General features: G+C 42.0%; 25 protein-coding genes, 1 other RNA gene and 1 pseudogene. 17 read left to right on the top strand and 10 right to left on the bottom strand.

The features are described from left to right. Positions 1 to 313 precede the first annotated feature (313 nt). Entirely contained in the window at positions 314 to 451 is a 138-nt protein-coding gene (locus GTQ34_RS16965; RefSeq protein ID WP_166524502.1) for a hypothetical protein, read from the bottom strand. Here GTQ34_RS16965 and GTQ34_RS16825 point away from each other — a divergent pair. The 4 genes from GTQ34_RS16825 (at position 389) to GTQ34_RS14315 (ending at position 2,677) form a co-directional block, all read left to right on the top strand. Further along, positions 389 to 784 (top strand): transposase, encoded by a 396-nt coding sequence (locus GTQ34_RS16825; protein WP_313790512.1) that lies wholly within the window; start codon positions 389 to 391, stop codon positions 782 to 784. The two genes, GTQ34_RS16965 and GTQ34_RS16825, sit on opposite strands and share 63 nt — an antisense overlap. Then, complete coding sequence (locus tag GTQ34_RS14325; protein WP_166524500.1) at positions 777 to 1,427, top strand: transposase; 651 nt, start codon at positions 777 to 779, stop codon at positions 1,425 to 1,427. The genes GTQ34_RS16825 and GTQ34_RS14325 overlap by 8 nt, the downstream gene beginning before the upstream one ends. Before the next feature lie 364 nt (positions 1,428 to 1,791). Further along, positions 1,792 to 2,136 (top strand): single-stranded DNA-binding protein, encoded by a 345-nt coding sequence (locus GTQ34_RS14320; RefSeq protein ID WP_166524499.1) that lies wholly within the window; start codon positions 1,792 to 1,794, stop codon positions 2,134 to 2,136. Positions 2,137 to 2,191: 55 nt separating this feature from the next. Continuing rightward, positions 2,192 to 2,677, top strand: a complete 486-nt coding sequence (locus GTQ34_RS14315; RefSeq protein WP_166524498.1) for a JAB domain-containing protein — start codon at positions 2,192 to 2,194, stop codon at positions 2,675 to 2,677. On the opposite strand, the pseudogene GTQ34_RS14310 reads toward GTQ34_RS14315, so the two are convergent. Further along, a pseudogene (locus GTQ34_RS14310) lies at positions 2,672 to 4,011 on the bottom strand (IS3 family transposase). The gene GTQ34_RS14315 and the pseudogene GTQ34_RS14310 overlap by 6 nt on opposite strands. A 99-nt stretch (positions 4,012 to 4,110) precedes the next feature. On the opposite strand from GTQ34_RS14310, the gene GTQ34_RS14305 reads away from it, so the two are divergent. Then, the gene (locus GTQ34_RS14305) at positions 4,111 to 4,278 is read left to right on the top strand and encodes a hypothetical protein (RefSeq protein WP_166524497.1); all 168 of its coding nucleotides are present in this window, start codon (positions 4,111 to 4,113) and stop codon (positions 4,276 to 4,278) included. Here the strand turns inward: GTQ34_RS14305 and GTQ34_RS16960 are convergent. From GTQ34_RS16960 to ssrA, 3 genes are all read right to left on the bottom strand, one after another. Next, positions 4,273 to 4,506, bottom strand: coding sequence for a tyrosine-type recombinase/integrase (locus GTQ34_RS16960; RefSeq protein WP_313790510.1), 234 nt, complete (start codon positions 4,504 to 4,506; stop codon positions 4,273 to 4,275). The genes GTQ34_RS14305 and GTQ34_RS16960 overlap by 6 nt on opposite strands. Positions 4,507 to 4,541: 35 nt before the next feature. Beyond that, complete coding sequence (locus GTQ34_RS14300) at positions 4,542 to 5,486, bottom strand: site-specific integrase (RefSeq protein ID WP_313790509.1); 945 nt, start codon at positions 5,484 to 5,486, stop codon at positions 4,542 to 4,544. 233 nt (positions 5,487 to 5,719) lie between these two features. Next, positions 5,720 to 6,117: a transfer-messenger RNA gene (gene ssrA / locus GTQ34_RS14295) on the bottom strand. A gap of 239 nt (positions 6,118 to 6,356) precedes the next feature. On the opposite strand from ssrA, the gene GTQ34_RS14290 reads away from it, so the two are divergent. The 3 genes from GTQ34_RS14290 to GTQ34_RS14280 all read left to right on the top strand — a co-directional run bounded on the left by GTQ34_RS14290 (position 6,357) and on the right by GTQ34_RS14280 (position 8,368). Continuing rightward, positions 6,357 to 7,562 carry an NAD(P)-dependent oxidoreductase gene (locus GTQ34_RS14290; RefSeq protein ID WP_166524496.1) on the top strand — a complete coding sequence of 402 codons (1,206 nt, stop codon included), beginning with the start codon at positions 6,357 to 6,359 and terminating at the stop codon, positions 7,560 to 7,562. Positions 7,563 to 7,743: 181 nt separating this feature from the next. Then, positions 7,744 to 7,899, top strand: coding sequence for a hypothetical protein (locus GTQ34_RS14285; RefSeq protein ID WP_166524495.1), 156 nt, complete (start codon positions 7,744 to 7,746; stop codon positions 7,897 to 7,899). Between the two features lie 97 nt (positions 7,900 to 7,996). Beyond that, a complete protein-coding gene (locus GTQ34_RS14280; RefSeq protein ID WP_166524494.1) occupies positions 7,997 to 8,368 on the top strand; it encodes a DUF1801 domain-containing protein in 372 nt (123 codons plus the stop codon). Here GTQ34_RS14280 and kdsA read toward each other — a convergent pair. Beyond that, positions 8,365 to 9,183: a 3-deoxy-8-phosphooctulonate synthase gene (kdsA, locus tag GTQ34_RS14275; protein ID WP_166524493.1), complete on the bottom strand. Its 819-nt coding sequence runs from the start codon at positions 9,181 to 9,183 to the stop codon at positions 8,365 to 8,367. The two genes, GTQ34_RS14280 and kdsA, sit on opposite strands and share 4 nt — an antisense overlap. Positions 9,184 to 9,252: 69 nt before the next feature. Between kdsA and GTQ34_RS14270 the strand changes: the two genes are divergently transcribed. Both GTQ34_RS14270 and typA read left to right on the top strand, forming a co-directional pair. Next, the gene (locus tag GTQ34_RS14270) at positions 9,253 to 9,810 is read left to right on the top strand and encodes a hypothetical protein (protein WP_166524492.1); all 558 of its coding nucleotides are present in this window, start codon (positions 9,253 to 9,255) and stop codon (positions 9,808 to 9,810) included. Positions 9,811 to 9,907: 97 nt separating this feature from the next. Further along, positions 9,908 to 11,707, top strand: coding sequence for a translational GTPase TypA (gene typA, locus GTQ34_RS14265; protein WP_166524491.1), 1,800 nt, complete (start codon positions 9,908 to 9,910; stop codon positions 11,705 to 11,707). On the opposite strand, the gene ppgK is transcribed toward typA, so the two are convergent. The 4 genes from ppgK to GTQ34_RS14245 all read right to left on the bottom strand — a co-directional run bounded on the left by ppgK (position 11,704) and on the right by GTQ34_RS14245 (position 15,045). Then, on the bottom strand, positions 11,704 to 12,471 hold the full coding sequence (gene ppgK / locus GTQ34_RS14260; protein WP_166524490.1) for a polyphosphate--glucose phosphotransferase: 768 nt from the start codon (positions 12,469 to 12,471) through the stop codon (positions 11,704 to 11,706). The two genes, typA and ppgK, sit on opposite strands and share 4 nt — an antisense overlap. Before the next feature lie 135 nt (positions 12,472 to 12,606). Beyond that, positions 12,607 to 13,290 carry a cell division ATP-binding protein FtsE gene (locus GTQ34_RS14255; RefSeq protein WP_166524489.1) on the bottom strand — a complete coding sequence of 228 codons (684 nt, stop codon included), beginning with the start codon at positions 13,288 to 13,290 and terminating at the stop codon, positions 12,607 to 12,609. Positions 13,291 to 13,387: 97 nt separating this feature from the next. Then, positions 13,388 to 14,488 carry a DUF3137 domain-containing protein gene (locus GTQ34_RS14250; protein ID WP_166524488.1) on the bottom strand — a complete coding sequence of 367 codons (1,101 nt, stop codon included), beginning with the start codon at positions 14,486 to 14,488 and terminating at the stop codon, positions 13,388 to 13,390. Between the two features lie 14 nt (positions 14,489 to 14,502). Then, on the bottom strand, positions 14,503 to 15,045 hold the full coding sequence (locus tag GTQ34_RS14245; protein ID WP_166524487.1) for a LemA family protein: 543 nt from the start codon (positions 15,043 to 15,045) through the stop codon (positions 14,503 to 14,505). A 221-nt stretch (positions 15,046 to 15,266) separates the two neighbouring features. Between GTQ34_RS14245 and GTQ34_RS14240 the strand changes: the two genes are divergently transcribed. The 7 genes from GTQ34_RS14240 (at position 15,267) to GTQ34_RS14210 (ending at position 26,625) form a co-directional block, all read left to right on the top strand. After that, the gene (locus tag GTQ34_RS14240; protein ID WP_166524486.1) at positions 15,267 to 18,290 is read left to right on the top strand and encodes a tetratricopeptide repeat protein; all 3,024 of its coding nucleotides are present in this window, start codon (positions 15,267 to 15,269) and stop codon (positions 18,288 to 18,290) included. Between the two features lie 13 nt (positions 18,291 to 18,303). Next, complete coding sequence (locus tag GTQ34_RS14235) at positions 18,304 to 20,055, top strand: TonB-dependent receptor (RefSeq protein WP_166524485.1); 1,752 nt, start codon at positions 18,304 to 18,306, stop codon at positions 20,053 to 20,055. An 80-nt stretch (positions 20,056 to 20,135) separates the two neighbouring features. Then, complete coding sequence (locus GTQ34_RS14230) at positions 20,136 to 20,942, top strand: helix-turn-helix transcriptional regulator (RefSeq protein ID WP_166524484.1); 807 nt, start codon at positions 20,136 to 20,138, stop codon at positions 20,940 to 20,942. A 52-nt stretch (positions 20,943 to 20,994) separates the two neighbouring features. Next, complete coding sequence (locus tag GTQ34_RS14225) at positions 20,995 to 22,233, top strand: FG-GAP repeat domain-containing protein (protein WP_166524483.1); 1,239 nt, start codon at positions 20,995 to 20,997, stop codon at positions 22,231 to 22,233. A 102-nt stretch (positions 22,234 to 22,335) separates the two neighbouring features. Beyond that, positions 22,336 to 24,015 (top strand): alpha/beta hydrolase, encoded by a 1,680-nt coding sequence (locus GTQ34_RS14220; RefSeq protein ID WP_166524482.1) that lies wholly within the window; start codon positions 22,336 to 22,338, stop codon positions 24,013 to 24,015. Between the two features lie 7 nt (positions 24,016 to 24,022). Further along, positions 24,023 to 25,417, top strand: coding sequence for an alpha/beta fold hydrolase (locus tag GTQ34_RS14215; protein ID WP_166524481.1), 1,395 nt, complete (start codon positions 24,023 to 24,025; stop codon positions 25,415 to 25,417). 122 nt (positions 25,418 to 25,539) lie between these two features. Beyond that, positions 25,540 to 26,625: an OmpA family protein gene (locus GTQ34_RS14210; RefSeq protein ID WP_166524480.1), complete on the top strand. Its 1,086-nt coding sequence runs from the start codon at positions 25,540 to 25,542 to the stop codon at positions 26,623 to 26,625. Positions 26,626 to 26,646: the final 21 nt, after the last annotated feature.

Genomic DNA, 26,646 nt, shown 5'->3' with positions numbered 1-26,646 from the left:
AGGTTGTACACACATGTGGTACTCTTAAAAAAGAAAAAATGCTCCCAAGAAATTGGACGCATTAATTTTAGTGCGGTCTGGACGGTACCCAAACCTTAATTATATTATCTTGAAAAACAATTATTTATATGTCAACTTCCTTGGATGGTAACCGAATCGGTCGCCTATAACTCCTAAAAACTAAAAGAACATCAATTGATTTTAAAAATAGACAAATTTTATTAAATGGGGTAAGCAAAATTCTAATAAGAGAGTTAATTCTTCTGTTGAGTCCAATAAAAAGGCCGTGGCTGTTGCACAACTCTGATATTCATCAATTCTTACTTTCATAGGCGTCGGGAAATCGGTAACTTATGGTATGCAAGGCAGAAAAAGCTACACCGAAAAACTGTTCCTCAGCTTCAGGCTGTCGGACCGTGTTCCCAAGTACAACCTTTACGGAAGGCTCCACGAGACACTTGATCTGAGTTTTCTTTACAGGTATACGAAGGAACTTTATGGCAGTACGGGCAACCCGTCGATTGACCCCGTGGTCTTCTTCAAGCTTTTGATCACGGGATACCTAGAGAACATCACCTCTGACCGAAAACTGTTGGAACACTGTAGCATGCGGATGGACGTGCTCTATTTTTTGGGCTATGACCTTGACGAGGAACTGCCATGGCACTCAACGGTCAGCAGGACAAGGCAACTTTACCCGGAATCCCTTTTCGAGAAACTCTTCAGCAAGGTATTTGCACTTTGTGTCGAAAGCGGGATGGTGTCCGGCCACACCCATGGATGACCACTTGAAAAAAGTGTCGGAAGAAAACGGGGGAGCCACGAAAAAGGATGGGAAGACCGTTTCCCTCGCACATATCACCGCACCCGAACACGAGCTGAAGCGCATGGAAAAGCACCACCGAAACCTTCGGGAGAGTCCGGTACGCCCCTCTGGTGCATCACACAAGAGAGCACGACTGCTCAGCAACAAGACACACTACAACCCCCATGACCCGGATGCCCGCATATCGGTAAAACCGGGCAAGGCCAGAAAGCTCAACTACCGTTGCAGCATGGCTGTGGATACGGCGGAAGGGGTCATCTCGCACATCCAGGCGGACTTTGCCGACGGCAGGGACAGCCAATACCTGAAGAGTATCGGCCTGAGGGTGCAGGACCGTTTGGGGAAGAGCGAGCTTATAAAGACGATTTTACTGGCGGACGCGGGTTATTCCAACGGCTCCAACTACGATTTTCTCGAGCAAAGGAAGGTCACCGGATGGATACCCGTCTTCGGAAAGTACAAACCTGAGATAGAGGGTTTTCCCTACGACAGGAAAAGGGACGAGTACCGTTGCCCGATGGATATGCCGCATGCCCTGCCAACGGATGGGTACCATGGTCACCCCAAATTTCAAGGGGGCCATAATAAAACAAGCCCCTGATGTTTTTCGGGGCATCGAAAAACAGGGCAGTGCCCAAGGAATTCCAATCAGGACACCATCGCCTGCACTCGCTTTACTTCTCGTACGCTCCCTTGCCAATGGGTCGGAGGGAATTCCTAGGGGCCCTTGTCGAACCTGTAAAGGCCAAGCACTGTTTTGCGGGCAAATAGGGTATCCATTTCCTTGAAAAACCCAAGGGTTTAACTACGTTACGGACCCTCCCGATTTCCCAGCAAAAGCCTTGACAGAACCGACTTCTTTTATGTTGCTGTGCACGAAGGGAACCAAACGAACGCCCCTTAAAATTTGGGTTCAAGTGCGCAAATGGAACGGGGGATTTTTTAACCTTTTAAAACTTTTTATCATGAGTACATTAAGAAACAAGGTACAGTTGATCGGAAATGTGGGACAGGACCCTGTGATCACCGATCTGGACAGTGGCAAACGGGTGGCACGTCTGAGCTTGGCCACCAACGAGCATTACAGGAACAAGGAAGGGGAGCGCATCACCGACACCGAATGGCACACCCTTATCGGATGGGGCAAGATTGCCGACATCATCGAAGGGTTCGTGACCAAGGGCAGGGAAATCGCCATCGAGGGGAAACTCACCTCACGTACCTATGAGGACAAGGAAGGGAACAAACGCTATGTGACCGAAGTGGTAGTCAGTGAGATCCTGTTGTTGGGAGGCAATAACGACCAATAGGACCAATGGGTGCCCCGATACATCTGGGCGCCCACTTTCCCTTTTATAAAAAGACATGGAACATAAAGTCAACGAAATACTGATCAGTTACCGGGAAAAGCTCAGTACCCTGAAGTCGCTTTCCCTTCAGAACTCCAACGAAGTGGCCCAACTGCTGTTCAAGAACTGGGACACCGATACCATAGGCCTCCACGAGACCTTCAAGGTGCTGCTGCTCAACCAATCCAACAAGGTCAAGGGCATCTATCCGCTTTCCACGGGAGGTATCTCGGGAACCTTGGTCGATGTGCGGATTCTGTTCGCCATTGTACTGAAGACCCTCTCCACCGGGATCATCCTCACCCATAACCACCCCTCGGGACAGTTGCGGGCCAGTGGACCCGATCGCCTGATCACCGAAAAGATCCAGGAAGGGGCCAAAGTCTTTGATGTCCAAGTACTGGACCATATCATTCTGGCACCCGATGGCCGCTACTACAGCTTCGCCGATTGTACGTCTTCAAACGAATCTGAACTGGTCCAGTCCAAAGTTAAGTCATAGTTTCAACTTTTGAATTTGGTGCTCTTTCCTTCTTTTGAGCATCGTTCTTTTCTTTATCGATTTACGGTTTTCCAATATCTTTTTGTCCAATCCAAAATATACGGTTGCAGGGGTCAGGTTGTCCAATGATTCGTGGTATCTCCTGTTGTTGTAATAGTCCACGAACTCTTCCAACCTTTCCTTGAGTTCCCCCGGCAGATAATAGTTGTCCAGTTTGATGATGTTCTTCATCGAACGGTGGTAACGCTCTATCTTGCCCTGTGTCTGTGGGTGGTTGGGCTTTCCCCGGATATGCTCCATCTCCCTTTCCTTTATGAACTCCTTCAGTTCGCCACTGATGTAGCAGGGCCCGTTGTCGGACAGGAGCCTTGGCATTTTCCCCTTGGGCAGCGACACTTTTTCCAGTGCCCTTCCCACTGTTTTCTTCACGTCCCCCGCGTTCATCGAGGGGCAGAGTTCCCAATGGACGATATAACGGCTGTAATCGTCCAGGATGGTCGAGAGATAGTACCATCCCCATCCCACGATCTTCAGATAGGTGAAGTCCGTCTGCCACATCTGGTGAACCCTTGTGGTCTTGTCCCTGTACTCCTGTGAGGCGGCCATGGTATCAAAGGCAGGGGATGTCACCAGTCCACGGGACTTCAGTATGCGGTAGACACTGCTCTCCGAGATATAGTACTCCCGTTCATCGGTCATCTTGCAGGCAAGTCCACGGTAGGATTCCTCCGGGAAGTCCAGGGCCATCTCCACGACCTCCGACCTGATCTTGTCGGGTATCCTGTTCCAATAGGTATTGCGTGCCCTATGGTTGGGCGCAAGTCCGTCAAAGCCGCCTTCGAGGTACTTACCATACCAGTTGTAGAAGGTACTCTTGTTGATGCCTATTTCCTTCAATGTCCTGTTCACGCCTATCTCGGATGTCTCCACGAGCCGTATGATCTCATATTTCTCCTGTTGGGTAAATCGCATGTACTTCCTCCATTTTACTCTAAGCCATTCGTACTTTTTTTGAGCACACGGTTCTGGAGCAGAAGCTCCGCCACCGTTTCCTTGAGTTGGGAGTTCTCCCCACGCAGTTCCTTTACCTCACTGGTATTGGCCTCGCGCAAAGTGTCGCCCATCAGGCGTTTCTTCCCAGCCTCCAAAAAGTCCTTGCTCCAACGGTAGTACAGTGCCGGGGCGATTCCCTCTCGCCTGCATATGCCGGATACCGATTCCTCGCCCTTGAGCCCTTCTAGTACGATACTGATCTTTTCCTCGGCGGAGAACTTGCGCCTTGTCTTTCTCTTGATGTCCTTTACGATTGATTCCGTGTTCTTCTTCTTTGTCATTTTAAGTGATTTAAATGGTTAATGAATCCATCTTCAAGGCTAGCCTTGAAGATAACAAAACCATCACTTAACTTTAGACCAAGTTCAGTCCACTTTTGGTTGAAGATTTACAATCAATATCAATTGCCCAATGAAATCAAAACAGGAGAAATAAAGCGATTTGTTTATGTGCTTCCAAAATTTGTACTTGGGGATAATGAAAAGTTGATGATTGAGTTGAAGGAAGAGAAGGGGAGTCGGAGAGTGGATATGATGACTGACTTATAGAGAGTTGTTGGCCAACTTCTCTTTTAAAATCGCCATATCCTCCTCCACTTTCGAGTCAATTATTTTAGCATAATGTTGCGTAGTCCGCAAATTTTTATGCCCCAACATTTTTCCGACCGTCTCAATGGGCACCCCGTTGGTCAAAGTTACTGTAGTGGCAAAGGTATGACGGGCCAAATGGGTGGTAAGGTTCTTTTTGATATCGCAACGATCGGCAATTTCTTTCAAATAGGCATTGGATTTTTGATTGCTTAAAACAGGAATCACACAACTACCCTGGGATGGTTCTGGTATTTTTCAATGATGGCCACAGCTGTGGGTAAAAGTGGAATAGTAAAGTCCGTATCCGTTTTAGAACGTTTGGATTTAATATAATATCCGCCTTCCTCATTTTGATAAATCTCCTCTGGTCTCAATTTTTGAATATCGACATAAGCCAGACCTGTAAAACAGCAGAGTACAAACATATCCCGAACAATACCCAACCGTTCCCCATCGATTTTTTTGTCAATGAGCTTTTGTAACTCTTCTTTGTTCAAAAACTCACGCTCTACAGTTTTAAATTGCACTTTGTAATTGTAGAAAGGATCTTTCGCAATCCAATCGTTGGCTACAGCAATCCGAACAATCTTTTTAAAGTTGTTGACATACTTAAGGGCCGAGTTGTGGTTACAAGTTTTCGTAACTTTTAGAAAGTACTCAAAACCTTTGATGAATTTCAAATCCACATCCTTTACTGGAATGTCCTTTTTACGATACTCTGTATTCAAATATTCTGTAACATGGCTTTTGGTAGTATGATATCGCTTCCAGGTACCCAACGCAAATTCAATACCCACCAATTTTTCCATTTGTTGGTTATGCTCCTCAAAGAGCTCCAGAAGCATTTTATATTTTTTGTCTTTTCCAAGATATCGGTCCTTAACATCATGAACTGTAAAAGGTTCACTTTCTTCAATAAGTTGATGTTGAATCTTGTTTACCCTATGCCGAATTGTTGTCATAAAACGATTCAATTCTTCAGGTTCGGCACCTTTCCCTTTCAATTTATTCATTCGTGAGTCCCATTTGGACGGGTCTATTTTTCGGTTCAAACTTAGCACTGTACGCTGTCCATTGACCGTAATCCTTAGGTATAAGCCCGCTTTTCCATTCTTGTCAAGCCGCTTGTCTTTGAGGTAAAATAGAGTTGAAAAGGTATTTGCCATTTTTTGGGTATCGATTTTAGCTAAATAAAGGTATAAAAAATAATTTTATTTTTTTATAAATAACTAAAAAAGAGTAATTTACAAGGAAATCGATACCTATTCTTATTTTCAAAATGGGTATCGATTTGGTGCCTTTTAGAATGGTGTATTTTGGATTCAAATGGATACATGTAAAATAAAAAAATCCTGTAAATCAGATATTTACAGGATTTTGTATCGTTTTGATACCTAAAAAGTGGAGCCGGAGGGATTCGAACCCTCGTCCAAACAAGCAATAACAAAGCTTTCTACATGTTTAGTCTTGAATTGATTGTCGACGCACGACCGACCCAAAACCGCCTATCGTACGCTTAGCTTCTTTAGTTTAGAACCACCATCGAAGCCGTGGTGGTCCGGTGTTGACTTTTATGGTGCCCAAAAATTAGTCGCCGTCAACAAGGGCTACTAGAGGACATCTCGCTTCTCTGCCTAGCAGAGACGTGGCATAATCTTACTTTGATTCAGATTACGCGGCAAGAGCGTAGTTAGACTCGCCATTTAAAAGTGTGGGATATTGTATTAACGAGCATCATTCCCATAGCTCGACATGCTTACATTGCCATTGGTCTCGCTGTCAAAACCGGTCGGCCCCATAATGAGATGGCAAATCTTTGATTTGCGCAATCGAATCGTGTCCCGAATACCAGGACCTTGTTCACTCACTTTTTTTTCAAAGAACCATTTGGGCGTTACCCTTTTTCAAAAGGGTCGGACTATCGGCTGTACAGGGTACCTGCCTCTATCCCTAACGCGGGCGGCAAAGTTAATCAAAAGTTTGCTCACCCTTTCCAATACACGTATTTTAGACCAAGAATTATACCAAATCAATTTATGAAGTTCGGAATCATTAGAGAGCGTAAAAATCCTCCAGATCGCAGAGTAGTGTTGTCTCCCCACGAATGTCAAAATGTCCTATCACACCACCCAAAAGCTGAAATTTTGGTTGAAAGTTCCCCAATAAGGGTGTTCAGTGATGAAGAATATGCGGCATTGGAAATTCCTGTGGTGGACAATATGGAATCTTGCGATGTACTTCTTGGAGTTAAAGAGGTGCCCCTGGATGCCCTGATTCCCAACAAAAAATATTTCTTCTTCTCGCATACCATTAAAAAACAACCCTACAATCGTAATTTGTTAAGGGCCATCTTAAAAAAGAACATCGAGTTATATGATCATGAAGTGATCACCAACAAAAAAGGACAACGATTAGTGGCTTTTGGCCGTTATGCCGGAATTGTAGGCGCCTATAATGGCATTCGCGCCTATGGATTAAAGTTCAACTTGTACCAACTTCCCAAGGCGGAAAATTTGAAGGACCAACAAGCCCTTATTTCCGAACTTAAAAAAATCAATCTCCCCAATATCAAAATATTGCTTACCGGTAGGGGTAGGGTTGGCAACGGGGCCAAAGAAATGTTGGATGCCATGGGGTTGAAAAAAGTGACGGTCGCCGACTATCTTGCTGACACCTTTCAAGAACCGGTCTATTGTCAGATTGATGCTTCGGAATACAACAAGCGAAAAGATGGAGTACGGGGAAGCAAAACCGATTTTTTTGCAAATCCGCATGAATATGAATCTAATTTTTTCCGTTTTGCCAAAGTGACCGATTTCTATATCGCTGGACATTTTTATGGCGATGGCGCACCTTACCTGTATACCAGGGAAGATGCCAAACACCCCGATTTTAACATTAAGGTCGTTGCCGACATCAGCTGCGATATTGATGGTCCGGTGGCTTCCACCATCAGACCTTCTACCGTTGCGGAGCCCATTTATGGCTACAATCCCATTTTGGAAAAAGAAACGGATTACAGGAAAGAGGATGCTATTGCGGTTATGGCGGTGGATAACCTACCCTGCGAATTGCCACGTGACGCCAGTACAGGATTCGGGGAGGCCTTTTCCAAACATGTAATTCCCGCTTTTTTCAATCAAGATATGGATGGCATTTTAGAAAGGGCAAGGATGACCCAAAATGGAAAGTTGACACCGCGTTTTTCCTATCTGCAAAATTACGTAGATGGGTTGGAATAACTGCCGTTAAACGATGCCTTGAACTTTTTTGACAGTCCAATGTCTTTTTTCACTATCTTACTATGCTCAGTTAAGAAAAGTGAAATTCAACTGGATAATCTCCGAAAAGAAGAGTGCCAAAATACAACAGGCCTGTATTGATTTTGAGTATCTCTTACGACCAAAAATCACTCGTTTTTTAATGGATCGGTTAGATACCGAGTTCGATGGTAACTTCAATTGTTTTTATTTTGATGTGGATATGAAGAACCGTTGGGTTTGGATATCAGAAAAAACGCCACAAAAGTATGCTGATCATATAAGGGAGGACTTTGATAGGGAAATCAACGGTTCCTAATTCTGAAGCGCTATTTATGAAAAGCGAGTAATCACATTTTGAACATTTCCTTTGGTTTTATCAAAATTTTTAGTCTAGCATCCTATTTTTGGACCTCATGAATCCCGCGGAAGAATATATCCTGAGACAACCCGAGCCCAAGCGTAGCATTTTATTGCATCTTAAGGCAATTGTTGAAGCTGTTGTGCCCGAAGCAGCCATGAAATACAAATGGGGCATCCCTTGTTTCTATGTTGATAAATTTCCCATCTGTTACTTTAATGCCCCATCAAAGAAAGATTATGTTGACATTGCCTTTTGGACTTCTGCCCACCTGACGAAATATATCGAATTGATGGTCACTGAAAAGCGGAAAGTGGTCAAATCTCTTCGCTATGCTTCGTTGGAAGAGATTGACGACACAATTTTAGTAGAGGTTTTAGCAGAGGTCTATGCCCATCGTGGAAAAGGGTTCTACAAACGGGACTAAAATGTGTTCACCACAGCCCTCAAGGCCACCAAATCAGCTAACAACTTCTCCAATAAACTCAAATCGAGCATATTGGCACCATCACTTTTGGCATTGGCTGGATCAAAATGGGTTTCCATAAAGAGACCATCCACCCCTGCAGCAATTCCTGCGCGGGCCATGGTACCGATCAATGTTGGTCGACCACCGGTCACACCAGAGGATTGATTGGGTTGCTGGAGAGAATGTGTAACATCCAAAACAACAGGCGCATATTGTTTCATAGTTGGCACCCCCCTAAAGTCCACTATCATGTCTTGATAACCAAACATGGTTCCACGATCTGTGATCCAAACCTTGTCATTCCCAGAATCAGTCACCTTTTTTACTGCGTGTTGCATGCTTTCAGGGCTCATAAATTGTCCCTTTTTCAGGTTCACAACCTTACCGGTTTCGGCGGCGGCAACCACCAAATCGGTTTGTCTGACCAAAAAAGCGGGGATTTGCAAAACATCTACATATTCAGCGGCCATTGCGGCATCGGATATTTCATGGATATCCGTTATGGTGGGAACTTCAAAAGTATCAGAAACTTTTTTCAAAATTTTCAACGCTTTTTCATCCCCGATCCCGGTAAAAGAATCAATACGACTGCGGTTCGCTTTTTTAAAACTTCCCTTGAACACATAGGGTATTTGAAGTTTGTTGGTAATGGCGACTACTTTTTCTGCAATTTTTAAAGCCATTTCCTCGCCTTCAATAGCGCAAGGACCTGCCAATAGGAAAAAATTACCGCTATCTGTATGTTTTATCTGGGGAATTACGTCTAATTGCATCGGAAACCTTTTTGGCAAAAATACTATTTTGAAAAAGGATTTGTTATACTAATACCCAAATAACCTACTATGTGGCGATTCTTCATTTTAATTTGGCTAGGTACGGCTGTATCGGCCAATGCTCAATTCGGTAAAAATTGTGAAGTACGACAAGTGAAGCTAAACCTGTTCAACCCGGGTATTGAATATGAAATGGGTCTGGGTGTGAACAGTACTTTGGATATTAGGGTTGCTTGGCAAGTTGCCCTTGAACCTGCAAGTTCCGAACCGATTGAAAATTATGATTTTTTTCCAGCAATAACCGCACAGAATAGGTATTACCACAATTTTAATTCACGTCATAGAAGGGGAAGATCCATTTATGGTAATTCGGGGAATTATCTAGCACCCAGCATAGCACTTTTTTCACCGGGCGAAAGAATAGTAGAGGGCATATTGGTTGACGGTTTGCATGGATACGCAGGCTTGGTTTATGGTATTCAACGTAGCTTCGACGCGGGGTTTAGTTTTTCCATCGATGCCGGTGCAGGGTATTATGTGGGACCTTTCAAGGGAGCCATTCATCCAGTGGTAAACCTTAGTATCGGATGGATCATCAGCGAGAAACGTTGGTGTGTGGGCCTGTAAGTATGGAACTTTCACAAAATCAATAAGATAAAAATAACATTTTGGCGTATTGACAAGTAGAAAATAGCAGTATCTTTGCGGGCTTAAAATTCAGGTTATGTCCAAAATAAAGAATATTGCCATTATTGCCCACGTAGATCACGGCAAGACCACTTTGGTAGATAAGATTATGTACCACTGTCGCTTGTTTCGGGATAATGAAAACAAAGGTGATCTTATTTTGGATAACAACGATTTGGAGCGGGAACGTGGAATTACCATTGTTTCAAAAAATGTTTCCGTGGTCTTCAAGGGTACCAAAATCAATATTATAGATACCCCTGGTCACGCCGATTTTGGTGGCGAAGTGGAACGCGTTTTGAATATGGCCGATGGAGTTTTGTTGTTGGTCGATGCTTTTGAAGGGCCTATGCCGCAAACCCGGTTTGTGTTGCAGAAAGCAATTGATCTGGGGTTGAAGCCTTGTGTGGTGATCAATAAGGTGGATAAAGAGAATTGTACGCCTGAGGAGGTTCATGAAAAGGTGTTCGATCTCATGTTTGAACTGGGAGCAGAAGAATGGCAGTTGGATTTCCCCACGGTATATGGCTCTGCAAAACAGAACTGGATGAGTGAGGATTGGCGAAAGCCAACGGAAAGCATAGAACCACTTTTGGATATGGTCATCGAGCATGTACCCGAATTTCAGCCTGAAGAAGGGTCTACCCAAATGCTGATAACCTCTTTGGATTTTTCATCCTTCACAGGGAGAATCGCCATTGGAAGATTGCAACGAGGAACATTGAGGGAAAACCAACAGATTTCTTTGGTAAAGCGAGATGGAAAAATAATCAAAACCAGGGTAAAAGAACTTTACATTTTTGAAGGTTTGGGCCGTAAAAAAGTGGAAGAAGTGGAGGCAGGGGATATCTGCGCCATTGTAGGGGTGGAAGGCTTTGAGATTGGTGATACCGTGGCCGATTTTGAAAATCCTGAAAAGCTGAAGACCATTTCCATTGACGAACCTACGATGAGCATGTTGTTCACTATAAACGACAGTCCCTTTTTCGGAAAGGATGGTAAGTTTGTCACTTCAAGACACATTAAGGAACGGTTGGAAAAGGAACTGGAAAAGAATCTGGCACTACGTGTTGAAGAAACCGATAGTGCTGATAAATTTATGGTGTTTGGACGGGGAGTCCTTCACTTATCCGTGTTGATAGAGACCATGAGGCGTGAGGGCTATGAACTCCAAATTGGTCAGCCCCAAGTCATCATTAAGGAAATTGATGGTGTAAAATGCGAGCCTGTTGAGCATTTGACCATAGACCTTCCGGAGGAAGTATCAGGAAAAGCGGTGGAAATGGTATCCATCAGAAAAGGCGAAATGACGAGCATGGAAGCCAAGGGGTCCCGTATGGTTTGTGAGTTCATTATCCCTTCAAGAGGAATTATTGGGTTAAGAAACCAATTGCTTACGGCAACTGCGGGAGAAGCCATTATGGCGCATCGTTTCTTTGAATATCAGCCGTTAAAGGGAGATATTGCCCAAAGGCAGAATGGTTCACTGGTTTCCATGGAAAACGGAACTGCTATCCCGTATTCTATCGACAAACTTCAAGAACGGGGCAAGTTTTTTATTGATCCAGGGGAGGATATCTACGAAGGCCAGGTGATTGGTGAGAATTCCCGAGGAGATGATATGGTGGTCAATGTGACCAAAACGAAGAAACTTACCAACGTACGTTCTGCAGGAGCGGATGACAAAGCCAAAATAGTACCTGCCATCAAGTTTTCCTTGGAGGAAGCTCTTGAATACATCCAAAAAAACGAGTATGTGGAAGTAACCCCGAATCATCTTCGACTACGAAAAATCTTTCTTAAGGAAGTAGACCGCAAAAGAAATAAACTAGGCTAAGTTTTTGCACTCAAGTGCCCATGGTGTTGTTCGCGCAAACAGGCCACAGCGGCGCCAATAATGCCGGCATGGTTCATTAGTTCCGCTTTTACCACATCGGTTTCAATATTGATGAAATGACTGAACTCGTTCCATTTTTTTGAAGTGCCTCCGCCAACAATGATAAGATCAGGAGCAACCACGGTTTCCACAATTTTAAGGAATTTGTTAAAACGCTTGCCCCACTTTTCGAAGCTGAGACCTTCTCGTTCTTTTGCCGAGGCGGCTGCCCAAAGTTCAATTTTCTTATAATTCTTGTATGGAATTTGCCCGAGTTCAAAATTGGGAATAAGCATACCATTGAAGAAAGCGCCGCTTCCCAGCCCAGTACCTATTGTAATCATAATTACCAGCCCCATTTTTCCTTTTCCCACACCATAATTCATGGAAGCATAGCCAGCAGCATCGGCATCGTTCAATACGGTAAACTCACGTCCCGTGGCCTCGGTGAACAGTTCATCCACATTGATCCCTATCCAACTGGGATGAAGATTGCCTTCGGAGCGGCAAATCCCATTTTTAACGATAGAGGGGAAGCCACAGCCCACAGGGCCCTTGTAATCAAAGTGTTCAACAATTTGCGCGACCACTTGGGCCATTTCTTTGGGTTTTCTTGATTTTGGTGTAGGAATTCGAAAACGCTCCGTCAGCATTTCACCGGTTTCTGCATTGACCAGAGCACCTTTAATACCTGAGCCACCAATATCAATACCTAGAATATTCATAAACGGTTAGTGAATTTTAATTTAGGCAAAGAAACAAAAAAACTTTTGGGGTGAACATATAATGCAGATATCGAATTGAACACCGATTGACATATGCTAAAGTTGGCAGCTTTTTTCACTTAGAATGTATTGGGATTAAATCGCTTTTTGTACTACTTCAAAAACCTTGCTGCCATCACATTTTAGGGTTTTATGCGGATATTTCAAGATCAATGCATAATCATGCGTTGCCATAATGATGGTTTTTCCATTTTGGTTGATATCTTGCAACACTTTCATTACCTCAACACTGGTTTGGGGGTCCAGATTTCCGGTTGGTTCATCCGCTAAGATCAATTCCGGGTCATTCAATAGTGAACGGGCAATGGCGATACGTTGTTGCTCACCACCAGAAAGCTCATGCGGAAACTTGAAGCCTTTGGTCTTCATGCCTACTTTGTCCAAGACCTCGTCAATCTTAGCATCCATCTTTGAATTGTCGGTCCACCCTGTCGCTTTAAGCACAAACCGAAGGTTATTGTTCACGTTACGGTCGGGCAATAATTTAAAATCTTGAAAAACAATGCCCAATTTTCTGCGTAAAAATGGAATTTCTCTCTCCGAAAGCCCTTTTAAATTAAAACCGACCACGTTCCCAGAACCTTGTTTCAAAGGCAGGTCGGCATACAAGGTTTTCATAAAACTACTTTTGCCACTTCCTGTTTTACCGATTACATACACAAAATCTCCTTTTTTCACCTCAAGGTCAATATGGTTCAAGATGAGATTTTCATTTTGGAAAATGGCTACGTCATTCAAAGAAACGATGGTCTCGGACATAATTTTTAAAAGTATGCCATAAAAATAGTGAGATTAATATCATTTGGGGCTTCTGAAATCCATGAAATGTACTTCTGTTCTTATTAAATTAATCTATCTATCCCCAGATCTTGGTGTTTAAGTTAAGGTCTTCCACAATTCCAATCGCTGTTGTGATGTCATCATAAAAAAGTTCAAGCGCATTGGATGTAATCAGGTTTTCATTTGTTCTTAAACTTAAAAACCCGTGTGGCATAGTCACCGCTATATAAAGTTTATTATCCTTAAAGGATAAAGAGATAGGACTTTTTATTTTTCTTTTGAAATTACTTATCCGCTCCATTAAAGAGGGGGATAATAAATACCTAGCTTCCACTTGATCAGTGCTATAGACCACAAATTCATTTTCAAAAGCAACATCTTCTAAGTTTACTAATTCGTCACGTTTGAAGTTTATGGATTGTATATTCTTTGCCAGATATCCCAATTTTTTTTCATACTGGTCGGGGAGCACTACCGTAGTGCCTTTAAAACTTTTAGGAAAGTCAACAAAAGCAAACATTCCAACGAAGCTGCCCCCTATTTGCTCAATACTTGCTTCTTTTTTGAACCAAGGTTTAAGATGTTCATATGCCAAGTATAAATGAGCCAGAATTGGCAGGAACATTAAATAAGACCCATAGTTTGTTTCGACAGTTTTAACATTGCCCATGGTAATATCTGTGGAATCGACTTTTCCTAAAAGAACCCCTTGGTTAAGATTGTATATGGTCTCCTGTTTTTTGTTCTTGATGAAGGGATTGTATTTCGTAAGTAATTCACTTTTTTTCAATGCTTCGGAGCTGATTTGTCTGTGCTGGTAGTATCTGAAAGAAGGAGCTATTTTTTTTATAAGCTTTGATAAAATTTCTCCTTCAAGATTGCGGTACTCCCTTTTTCGATTGTTGGAAATAACGATTACAACAATAAAAGCACCCCAAAAAAACAACATTGCGAACTGGATCGGGAATCCTGATATGGTGTTTTTGGGCAATGTTCCCACCCATGCTACAAATTGTGAGTTGAAAAGGTACATCGCAACTGGAACTATAATTATTGCGAGAAAAAAAAGCTGCAGAAACAAGGTACTTATTAATTTATAACGCCTGTAGACCTTTCGTTTTTCTTCGGCCTTCTCCAAAATGGGGAGGAGCTCTTTTTTAACTTCTTGAAAATTCATCTTGCAACATGGGGTTAAAATTTAATTTTAGGAGGATTTGTTTCATTTTCAGTTATTGCGAACATACTTTTTTGACGATATCCCATCAATTTGGCCACTATATTGGAAGGAAACATTTCTATGCCATTATTCAGCGCATTTACAGCGGCGTTGTAGGACCTCCTTGCCGCTGATAATTGTTCTTCCACTTCATTTAAACTGGCCTGTAATTGCAGAAAGTTTTCACTTGCTTTCAAATCCGGATAGGCCTCCACGGCAATCTGTAATTTGCCCAACATTGAATCAAGCTTGTTTTCCAGGGCGATACGTTGATCATCATCCATATTTTCATCCATAACCTGTGTTCGCAATTTTGTGATTTCAGTCAGAGTTTCCCTTTCATATTCTAAATATCCTTTTACGGTTCGTACTAGCTGGGGTATTAGGTCAGTTCTTTTCCTGAACATTACGTCGATGCTGCTATAGGCCTCTTTGAGCTTATTCTTTTTACGGATTAGGTTATTATATAGAATGATAAAAACCCCAACAAACACGGAAAAAATGCCTAGATAAATCATTATGTTATGTTTTAATGTGGTAATGACTCTTTTCGGATAGGATTTTCTTTATCCAATTTTAAGAAGTCAAGCACCACTTTTTAGTTGTGGGTTTAAATTCAAAAAATTTAATCATAAAACAGAGTGTCAATGGACATATGCATATTATGAATTGACAAAACATACTTTGACACAGATTTTGACGTTATGATAGCAGTCAATCGAGAACAGCGTAGAACACTATGAATCGAAAAAACCTCATCTTTTTTCCCATTTTTATGGGAGTTCTTTTCACACTCTTTTCACAAGAATCGCAAGTATTCGTGCATGATGACAAAGCCTTTCAGGACGCCTTGGCATTGTACAACAACCAACAGTATCAGGCTGCACAGGCCGTTTTTGAGAAAGTAAGGGCAAATACCGAAGATTACGAGACCGAAGCCAACAGCGCGTACTATTCTGCCAATGCCGCAATTCGACTAAACCAGCGCGGTGCCGATAAAATGATGGAGGATTTTGTGGAACGTTACCCAACATCGACCAAGCGCAATTCGGCATTTATGGATGTGGCTGATTACTATTTTGATACTGGTAAATATCCGTATGCCCTAAAATGGTATAAAAAAGTGGACCAATCTGCTATGTCCCATTCTGATGGAGAAAGGTTCAACTTCAATATGGGATACGCCTTGTATGCCTCTAAACGGGCCAAGGAAGCCGAACGGTACTTGAGCAAAGTGAGCACTTCAGCCAAATATGGGTCCCAGGCAAAATACTACTTGGGATATATTGCGTATGAACAAGACGACTACGAACAGGCCAGCGCCCGCTTTGACCAAATTACCGACCCTGAGTTGCTAAATGAAAAGCTGTCCTATTATCAGGCCGATCTAAACTTCAAGCTTGGAAATTTTGAAGAGGCCATTGCCATGGCCGAAAAACAATTGCCCAAATCGGACCGAAAGGAACAATCCGAGTTGAACAAGATAATTGGCGAAAGCTATTTTAACTTGAAAAGATATGACGAAGCCATTCCTTATCTAAAAAAGTATCGGGGAAAAAGGGGAAAGCTGAACAACACCGATTATTATCTATTGGGATACGCACACTACAAGCAAGGCGACTATGAAAGCGCGATTCAACAGTTCAACAAAATAATTGGAGGCACCAACAGTGTTTCCCAAAATGCCTATTACCATTTAGCCGAGTGCTATTTGAATGTGGATAAAAAACCGGAAGCATTAAACGCGTTCCGAAATGCATCCCAGATGGATTTCAGTGGTGATATCCAGAAAGATGCCTTTCTCAACTACGCCCGGCTATGCTATGAAATAGGCAATCCTTACCAGCCCGTTCCCCAAGTGATGGCGGCATACTTGGAGAAATACCCAAAAGATGAACATCAATCTGAGATTCAGGAACTTTTAGTGGATTCATACATCACCTCCAAAAATTTTGAGGGCGCCATGCAACTATTGGAGGAAAACAGTTCCTATGCCAGCAAGGAGACCTACCAAAAAGTGGCCTATTATAGAGGTGTGGAGCTGTTCATTGATGGACAATACGAAGCGGCTTTGGAACGCTTTGCCAAAGCATTAAAAAATACTGAAAATCCAAATTTTGAAGCTCGGGCCCTATATTGGAAGGCCGAGTCCGCCTATCGATTGAACCGTTTTGAAGAAGCCTTGGCTGATTTCATCCGATATCAAAAACTGCCAGCGGCCAAGTCCATGGAAGAGTATGAAGTGTCTGACTACAATTTGGGATATTGCTATTTCAAACTCAAAGATTATTCCAATGCCATATCCCATTTTAAAAAGGTCACAAATGCCACCGGCATAGATGATCAGCAGCGAAATGATGGCTATCTTCGACTGGGTGACAGTTATTTCGTCACCAGTAAATATAGGTTGGCACAGTCCGCTTATGAAGAAGCTTCTAAGGCAAACGGACCTGAACGGGATTATGCAGCATTCCAAAAAACACTATGTGTTGGATTTCTGGGAAACAGTTCCGGAAAAATAGCGGGCATCAATGAATTCTTGATTCGATACCCCAAATCCCCATTACGTGATGATGCACTTTTTGAACTGGGCAATACATATATCAAGGTCAATCGAGAGTCGGAAGGATTGAAAACCTATGACCGATTGATTGCGGAATACTCACGCAGCAGGTTTGCACCAAGGGCCTTGTTGCGCCAAGGATTGGTCCACTATAACGCTAGCAGAAACGATCAAGCCTTGGATAAACTAAAAATAGTGGTACAAAAATATCCAAACACCCAAGAGGCCAAACAGGCAGTGGCCACGGCAAAATTGGTCTATGTTGATGAGGGTAAGGTAAGTGAATATGCTGCATGGGCTCGAGGTTTGGATTTTGTGGAAGTGACAGATGCAGAATTGGACAATGCCAGTTATGAGGCTGCGGAACGTAAGTATATGGAGGGAAAAACGGAGGTTGCCATAAGGGCTTACGAAGATTACCTAAACGAATTTCCCAATGGGATGAATGCCTTGGAGGTCAATTTTAAACTGGCGCAGCTCTATTTTGCAAATGGAGACAAAGCAAAGGCATTGCCCAAGTATCAGGTGGTTGCAAACAGCGGTAGTGGTGAGTTTGTGGAACAGGCCCTAACACGGGTATGCGAAATTTATGTGGAGAAACAAGATTATCAAAATGCCATTTCCTACCTAAAACAATTGGAAAATATAGCAGAAATTTCCCAAAACAGGACTTTCGCACAATCCAATTTGATGAAAGGATACTACAATAAAAAAAATTACGACAAGACAATTGAATACGCCGAAAAAGTATTGGGAGCCGAGCAAGTCGATGATCGTATAAAGAGCGATGCGCAAATTATGATTGCACGATCGGCCATGGCAACAGAAAATGAAAGTTTGGCGCAAATAGCCTATCAAAAAGTAAAGGAAATCGCAACGGGTGAACTGGCAGCTGAAGCTTGGTATTATGATGCCTTTTTCAAAAACAAGGACCAAGATTTTGAAGCTTCCAATATATCCGTACAAAAATTGGCCAAGGACTATTCTGCTTATAAAAAATGGGGAGGAAAAGGACTCATCATCATGGCCAAGAATTTTTATAACATGGGCGATGCCTTTCAGGCCACCTATATTCTGGAAAGTGTTATTTCCAGCTTTTCGGAGTTTGAAACAATTGTGGCCGAGGCAAAAGGGGAATTGGCTGTAATCAAAACGAAAGAAGCGGAAATCAATTCATCCGTTGACCCCAATCAAAATTAAATTGAGAACCAATATGGATAAGAGAACCTGTATATTTCCATTGCTTTTTTTGAGCATTTGGGGTGTCCTTTTGGCCCAAGAAACCGATAATATAGGCACAGAAACCGTTACGGTTGTCAAGCCCTATTCACCAACAGTTTCAGATGCTTTCAAAATCAAGTCTTCCCCAAACCTAAATGATTCCATTGTATTGCAGAAAAAGGATATTGATTATAGTATATTTTCAGTGCCGGTCGCTTCCACCTTTACCCCGGCCAAAGGGAAAGCCTCCAGGGTAAAAAAAGTTCCGCCACCTACCCTGTACAATACGTATGCGTCTTTGGGTCTTGGAAATTATAACAATGCCTTGCTGGATTTTTATACAAGTCAGGAGCTGAACAGGCGAGAAGATTTTTTGGATGTAGGGTTGAACCATTTTTCTTCAAGAGGCGATATCGATTTCACCCCGTTGGACACGGATTTCTACAATACCAAACTGGATGTTTCCTACCAAAAGAAAGATAGGGATATGAATTGGGGTGCGGGTATTGGTCTTCAACATCAAATGTATAACTGGTATGGGATTGAAAGTGAAAGTTTGGACCAAGCTATCATTGATGGGATTGACGAAACACAGCATTATTTTAATGCCCAGGGCACAGCCCATTTGGAATTCGAAGATTCTTATTTTAGGAAAGGCGATGTATTGCTACGACGATTTTGGGACGTTGCGGAGTCAGCCGAAAATAGGGCCATAATCAATTCTACCCTAGAGTTGCCGATTACAGAGGAGTTGTTGACTGTTGATGTGAGACTCGACCTTGTAAATGGAAGTTTTGAAAACACTTCGGTCAATAACACAGTGAATGACGGAGGAATTGATTATAGTCAGTTTCAAGCAGGTGTCACACCAAGTTTATTGGTACTTCGTGACGACCTTGCCTTGAATTTGGGTGCCTGTTTTGTGTACGGTCTGGAAACAGAGAACAGCGATAGTAATTTTTTCATTTATCCGGCAGTAATCGCATCGTATCGATTGCTAGAAGATAATGTGATTGTATATGGTGGTATTGAAGGGCAATTGGAGCAAAACTCCTATCATGATTTTGTGGATGAGAACCCCTTTGTATCCCCAACACTTGACATACAGCCGACGGATCGGCAATATGAAAGCTACGTGGGTTTGAAAGGGCAGTTAACATCCAATGTGGGCTACAATGTAAAGGGTTCCTATACTGCAGAAAACAGAAAACCCTTGTTTTTGTTGAATCCACAAAACCTGTTCAGAAATGATGAAAAAGGCTACACTTATGGCAACTCTTTCCAAGTCTTCTATGATGATGTCAAAACCTTGGGCATTTTCGCAGAACTAAATGTGGATGTAAACAGGAATTTTATGTTGGGAATCAATGCGGAATTTAATGATTATGATACTGAGACCGATAACCCTGCATGGAATTTACCTTCGGTAAAAGGTTCTTTGTTTATGGACTATCAAATCAATGATCAATGGTATCTTGGGGCCAATCTTTTTTATATTGGCGAGAGAGAGGATTTAACTTCATTGGTAGTAGAAAATGTTCAGCCTTCCGAGTTTCCAGCCACGATATTGACCTTGGATGGTTTTTTTGATGTCAATGCGCATTTTGGATATCGGTTCAATGAGCAATTGTCCATATTCATCAAGGCATCCAATATTGCCAATAATGATTATCAGCGATGGGCCAATTTTAGAGTTCAAAGTTTTCAGGCGTTGGCTGGAGTTTCCTATAAGTTTGATCTGTAGCATTGCACCACACTGTAAATTATCAAAAAAGATTTCGACCAAACGTTGGAAAGTCTTTATATTAGTTCAAAGGCCGAACCATGGAGGTAGAAATTAAAAAGGGTGAGATCAACAGCTTTACGGGAAAGAAGGTTGATGGAAAAGTCCTTTTTTCCAATCTAACAGAGTTTAGGGCGCATTCCTTAACCGAAAACTATTCCTTAAAGTTGGTTTTCCATGGAGCCGAACAGTACATCGTCAATGGGCAAAAGAAAACTGTGGGTCAAAATCAGTTTTTGCTGGTGCCACCCGGTCAGGAATTGGAAACCAGAATCAAAGCAAACGAATCGGTAAAGGGGGTTTGCGCTTATTTTTCGAAGGAGGCTTTTGAAGAGCAACTGGACAGGTATCAAACAGAATTTCCCATAGTTCCAATTTTTCCAATTTCTACCTCATATTTGGCCGTCCCCGACGTTTTTTCTTGCCCCTCTAACAAGATGCAGTGGAGCGACCCAGATGTTTTTCTTGAAAACGTCTTTGGTAGACTGATCCCATACCTTACACATTCTTCCAGTAAACTGCCTCAGCTTGATGCGAAAAAAAAAGAAACCCAATGTCATTTATGGGAAAAGATGGAAAAGGGGAGAATGTTTATTGAAAAAAACTACAATTCAAAATTAAGTCTTGAGCAAATCGCCAAGGCAGCCTGCTTATCCCCATTTCATTTTCAAAAGAAATTTAAGAGTTTTTATGGGCAATCTCCCAGTAAGTACTTGACCAAAGTTAGAATGCAGCATGCTGAGCAAATGCTTCTAAATGGACATGATGCTACTTATACTGCTCTTCATTGTGGCTTCAGTGATGCGCATTATCTAAAAAAGTGCTTAAAGAAAAGATCCATCGAATAAAATTCGCAAGATTTTACCTCGACCCTATTCGGGCAAGCACTAAATTGTTCACATGTTATTGAATCGATTGATAGTGGGACGCGAAGGGTCTGCTCTATTGTTTTTCATTGTATTATTTATTTCTGTTTTGTTCATGGGATTTCTGTTCTTGAAGGAGTCTATGTTAAGCACTGTTTGGGTTGAACAGAAAAGTACATCCGAAACAATTTACAATATTGATTCCAATGCCTTAAAAAGCAAGAACTTAGACCAAAACTCCATGGCTGGAAAGGCTTTTGACTTTAACGGCGATGGTTATGAGGATGTGGTTCTGGCCATTGAATTTGGAAGAAATGTTATTCTCATCAATAATGGAAAGGGTTCTTTAGTGGATGAAAGCGGAAATAGGTTTCCAAAGAACACTCATGATTCTGAGGACATCGCTATGGGAGACTTTGACAAGGACGGTGATGTGGATTTGATATTTGTTAGTGAGGATGATCAAACAAATGAATACTATCTCAATAAAGGCCCTGGTTTTTTTGAGGATCATCCAAAGGGACTACCAGTAAAAGGGATATCCAACGTCGTGGAAACTGCCGATTTTAATGAAGATGGATTTAGAGACTTGATCATAGGAAATCAAGGACAGAATTTTTTGTTGATCAATGACAAAAATGGAGTATTTACTGATGAGACCCAACTGAGATTACCGTCGGATTCATCAACAACGCAAGATATTGAACTAGGCGATTTGGATGGCGACGGGGATTTGGATTTTGTGGAAGCCAACGAAACCCAAAACCGAATTATGATCAATTATGGCAAGGGCCATTTTAGAGATGAGACCGGTGAGCGATTGCCAACGGTAAATGATCAAACCCGTGAGGTTGAACTGGGAGATGTTGACAATGATGGTGATTTGGATATTTTTTTCGCCAACGTCGACTTTGGTGGAGTTGGCAATCCCCAAAATCGACTTTTGATGAATGACGGACACGGAATTTTCACGGAAATCACTCAGCAATCATTGCCCAAAAACAACTTTAGAACCGTGGGGGCATCATTCTTTGACATCAATAATGATGGATTTTTGGATTTGATCAACGGAAATCGATTCAACGGACGACAAATGATGGTCTTGATTAATCAGGGAGATGCCACCTTCAAAGATCAAACGTCCGATTTCTTTCCAGAAATAGAATGCTACACCTTTGATTTTGTTTTTGGCGATTTCAACAGAGACGGTCTCGCAGATATGTATTTGTGCAATTTTAGAGGTCAAGACCTCTTGCTCAAAAGAAATAAATAGAGCTATAGAATGAACGAAATTAGAAAAAAGCCCCTCGTTGTAACATTGATTTGCCTTTTATGTCTTGTCTGCACTTGGGGATGTTCAGGTTTCCAAAACAAGGTGCAGGTCGAAAATATTCGCGAGCACCACGATTTGGTCTATTATGAAGGGAAAGATGCGGATTCCGTAAAGCATAAGCTTAACCTGTTTCTTCCGGAAGATGTTGAAAATCCACCGATACTGATTTGGATTCATGGTGGTGCTTGGGCTTTTGGAGGAAGGAAGTTTGAAACAGATTTGGCTCGAGCGTTTGCAAGTGATGGTATTGCAGTAGCTGCGATAAGCTACAGATTGAGTCCTGGTACTTGGAAGAATCCGAAATTTGATGAAGGCGTTCAGCATCCTGAACATATTAAGGATGTGGCTCGTGCTTTTTCTTGGGTGTATAAGAACGCAAAATCTTTTGACTACGATCAAAATTCAATTTTCGTGAGTGGTTATTCCGCGGGAGGTCATTTGTCCGCTCTATTGGCCATGGACCCTAGCTATCTGTCCGAAGTTCGAAGATCTGTTAGAGAGATTAAGGGAGCAATTCCCATAGCTGGAGCTTATGACATAGCTGCTTATCATGAAAGCCATTTGAGGTATAATGGCAGGGATATGGCCGAAAAACATGTGCAAGCTGTTTTTGGAAATACACCAAAGCAGTTTAAAAACGCCTCGCCCACTTTTTACATCGAGAATCAATGGATTCCAATGTTGGTCATCTCGGAAAAGGACACCTACGGTTATACCCAATTGCTAGAACACGCTGCCAGCCAAGCCAATTACAAAACCATGGATTTTTATCACGCTAAAGACATGAACCATGGACAATTGCTTCGCGATTTAGCAAAACCTAAGAACTCCAAATATCGAAGTCTCATAGTGGACTATATTCAAAAGAACCAAGCGGATTATTCCTATTTGGAGATGAAGGATATAAACTTGGCCTATAAAATATTTGGACAAGGCGAGCCATTGTTTATCCTTAATGGGGGACCAGGTTTTTCCAGTCATAATTTTGTCTCCTTGGCCCAAAAATTTTCCAAGAACCATTTGGTAGTGCTGTTTGACCAGCGGGGCACCGGTTTCTCAAAATTAGCTGAACCGAATGAAGACAATGTTACCATGAGTGCAATGGTTGAGGATATGGAGGCGATACGAAGACATTTGGGACTGCGGGAAATCACCTTATTTGGGCAATCTTTTGGGGGGATTTATGCAATGAGCTATGCCGCAAAGTACCCAGAACATGTAAAGGGCATGATTTTGTCGCATTCCGGTGGTATGAACATGGATTTTCTGAACACTGTGGATAAAAGATTGACGAGCAACTTGGAAGAGACCGATAGGATTGCTTTGGCTGAATTGGATGAGGTACAAAATCCAGATTTACGTTCCATGAAGCAATCCAAGGCCCTGGCAGGAGGATATCTTTTCTACAAAAAAAATAAGGATAAGGTTTTTAGAGGTTTGGCTTTCAATTCCAGATACCACCCCAGAATAAATCAGCTATTATGGGCGGATTTGAGGGAAACAAACTATGATGTGGTCGATACGATGAAACAATTCACAAAACCGGTTCTGATCATTCACGGAGAAAATGATATTGTAGATCCAAAACATGCAGTTTTTATGCACGCTATATTTCCGAATTCAACTTTTGAACTCCTGAAAAATTGTGCCCATTATGGATGGTTGGATGCTCCAGGTGAATATTTTAAAGCGATTGATGATTTTTTCAAAAAAAATGGATAACCATGCTATGGATATAAGAAATCAAATGATATTGGCATTTATGGCTAGTTTTTTGTTTTGTTCAGTAGCACCTGCCCAGAAATTACAGCGAAAAGCTTCTTTGGGCATAGGAATGGCTAACGTAAATGATTCGTTGGCCAAAGTTCACAATTTAAAAACCAATGAAGGAATCCTAATAACAAGACGTATCCCTGAAACTACCGCTGATGTCCTAGGGCTGGAAGAGGGAGATGTAATCTTACAAATTAATGGTCAACGTATAACGGACAGATCGCAGGTTTTTAGAATTTCTGCCAATTTGAGGCAGGATGACGATTTAATTGTTCATCTTAATAGACGGGGAAGGTTAAAAAAAATCCATGGAAAAGCATTGGGGAGACCAAAAGAAACTCCTGTAGACGATGGCGAGGCAATCTATGGTGCACTTCAAACAAAACTTGGGACTTTGCGCACCATTGTCCATAGATCAAAAAAGAAGGATAAATCCCCTGCAATTTTCTTTCTACAAGGTATTTATTGTGGTTCTCAAGATTTTTGGGCGAACCCAACAGAACCTGCCAAACGTTTAATTGATGATTTTGTAAATGCGGGATATACTGTTTACAGAGTTGAACGACCAGGTATTGGAGATAGTGGAGGAACCAAACACTGTAGAGATATTGATTACAAAGAAGAACTGGATATATATAGGGCGGCTTACGAACAGTTTAGGACATTGCCTTATGTGGATCAATCGCAATTGTTTCTCTTTGGCCATTCCATGGGAAGTGTTACAGCACCAATTTTGGCAGAAGTGTATCAACCCAAAGGAGTTGTTGTTTATGCACCAATTTACAAGACATGGTTTGAATATTTTCTCGATAATTTTCGGGAACAACCTGTCTATTACGGAGTGGAAACCCGGAAGCAAATGGACGAAATGGCAAGAAACTCCATTTCATTGATGCACCAATGGTTAATAGAGGGAAAATCGCCTCAGGAAATACGGGACGATCCAAAAAATAAAAAATACTTGGTTGAAGAGATGAATGCTTTTAACTACAATGACGGTGATTACTTTTTTGGCAGGCATTTTAGTTTTTTCTCCACAATGAACGCTATCAGTAATGCCGAATCATGGTCCAAAGTAAAATCAAAAGTGCTGGCCATTTATGGAACTTCGGACCTTCAAGCGCTAAGCAATGAAGCTGCTAAGGATATTGTGTCCTTGATTAATGAAGAAAATCCGGGTCATGGTACCTTTTTGGAAATTCAGGAAGCTGATCATGTGTTTGCAAGAACAAAATCCAAGGAAGAAGGTGCAAGGTTGTCCCTTCAAGGGAGGTATAGGAACTATATAAGGGAAAATTACCATCCAGAAATTGCCAAAGAAGTTATTGATTGGATGCATGCCGTTAATTGATTTTTTTTCAAATGACTGATTATTAGGTATTAACGAAATAAATTCTGAAAAATGGCGTTATAGTACGTACGCCAGTCAATCAACCTAAATTGCGATTGGGCGTTCCAAAATTATTGGAACTCATGTCATTGCGATTCATTCACATAGTGTCCATAACGGTTTTTCTGTGCTCTGGAACAACCCGCTCCCAAAATCTCGTACATAATGGAGGTTTTGAAGATTTCGCCACTTGCCCTGTAAAAATGAGCAACCTAAATAGAGATGCGGAGTTCTGGAACGCTCCTACACTGGGCACCACAGACTATTTTAACAAGTGTAGCAAGACCAAGCTGGGCATTCCGCTGAACTTTAAAGGAAAACAGGAGGCATTTGAGGGAAATGCCTATGCGGGCCTATATCTATTTGCACCGAAGGATTATCGGGAATATATTCAGGTATTGCTCAAAGAAACACTTCAAAAAGGGCATCGATATGTGGTACAGATTTCATTGAGCCTTTCTGAAAAATCAGATGGTGCAGTAAAGGATATTGGGGCACTTTTTGCCGAGAAACCCCTCTCGATACATACCAAAAGATATTTGTCTAATAGCAATTTGGCGAACAAGGAGGTACAAACTACCCACGCAAAACAATTTTTGGTCAACGGCTTTTTGGATAATAAGAAAAAATGGATGCAGTTGAGCCTCGAAATTGTTGGCAAAGGATTCGAGAACAACCTCATTCTAGGAAACTTCAAAAGTAACAGAAGCACTGAATATATAGATTTCAACGATGAATCACCCAGCGCTGAGGGTTATTCCTACTATTATGTGGACGACGTCTCGCTGACATACTTGGGCCCTGAATACAAACCCAATGAAGTCTATGTGCTTGACCATGTCAATTTCAATTTTGATCGCTTTGACTTACAACCTAAGGCTAAACAGAGTCTTAAAGATGTCTTCGTGTACTTGAAAAAGCATCCCAATCTAAAAGTCTCCATTAGCGGCCATACGGATGATTTGGGATCTGAAGATTACAATGATGTGCTATCTCGGCAACGGGCCAAAAGCGTGGCGCGTTACCTGATGGCTTTGGGACTGGAAAAAAATCGAATAACCGCAAAAGGGTATGGCAATAAAGTGCCCCTGGACACTACGCTTTCAGAAAAGGCCCGTAGAAAAAACAGACGGGTAGAATTTGTAATGACAGAGTTTGTAGACGAGTAACCTCACTATTACAGCTGTATT

This window comes from Flagellimonas ochracea (assembly GCF_009903685.1).
Classification (GTDB): Bacteria; Bacteroidota; Bacteroidia; order Flavobacteriales; family Flavobacteriaceae; genus Flagellimonas; species Flagellimonas ochracea.
Note: the sequence above shows the minus strand (reverse complement) of the source record. Positions and strands in the feature narration are given on the sequence as shown.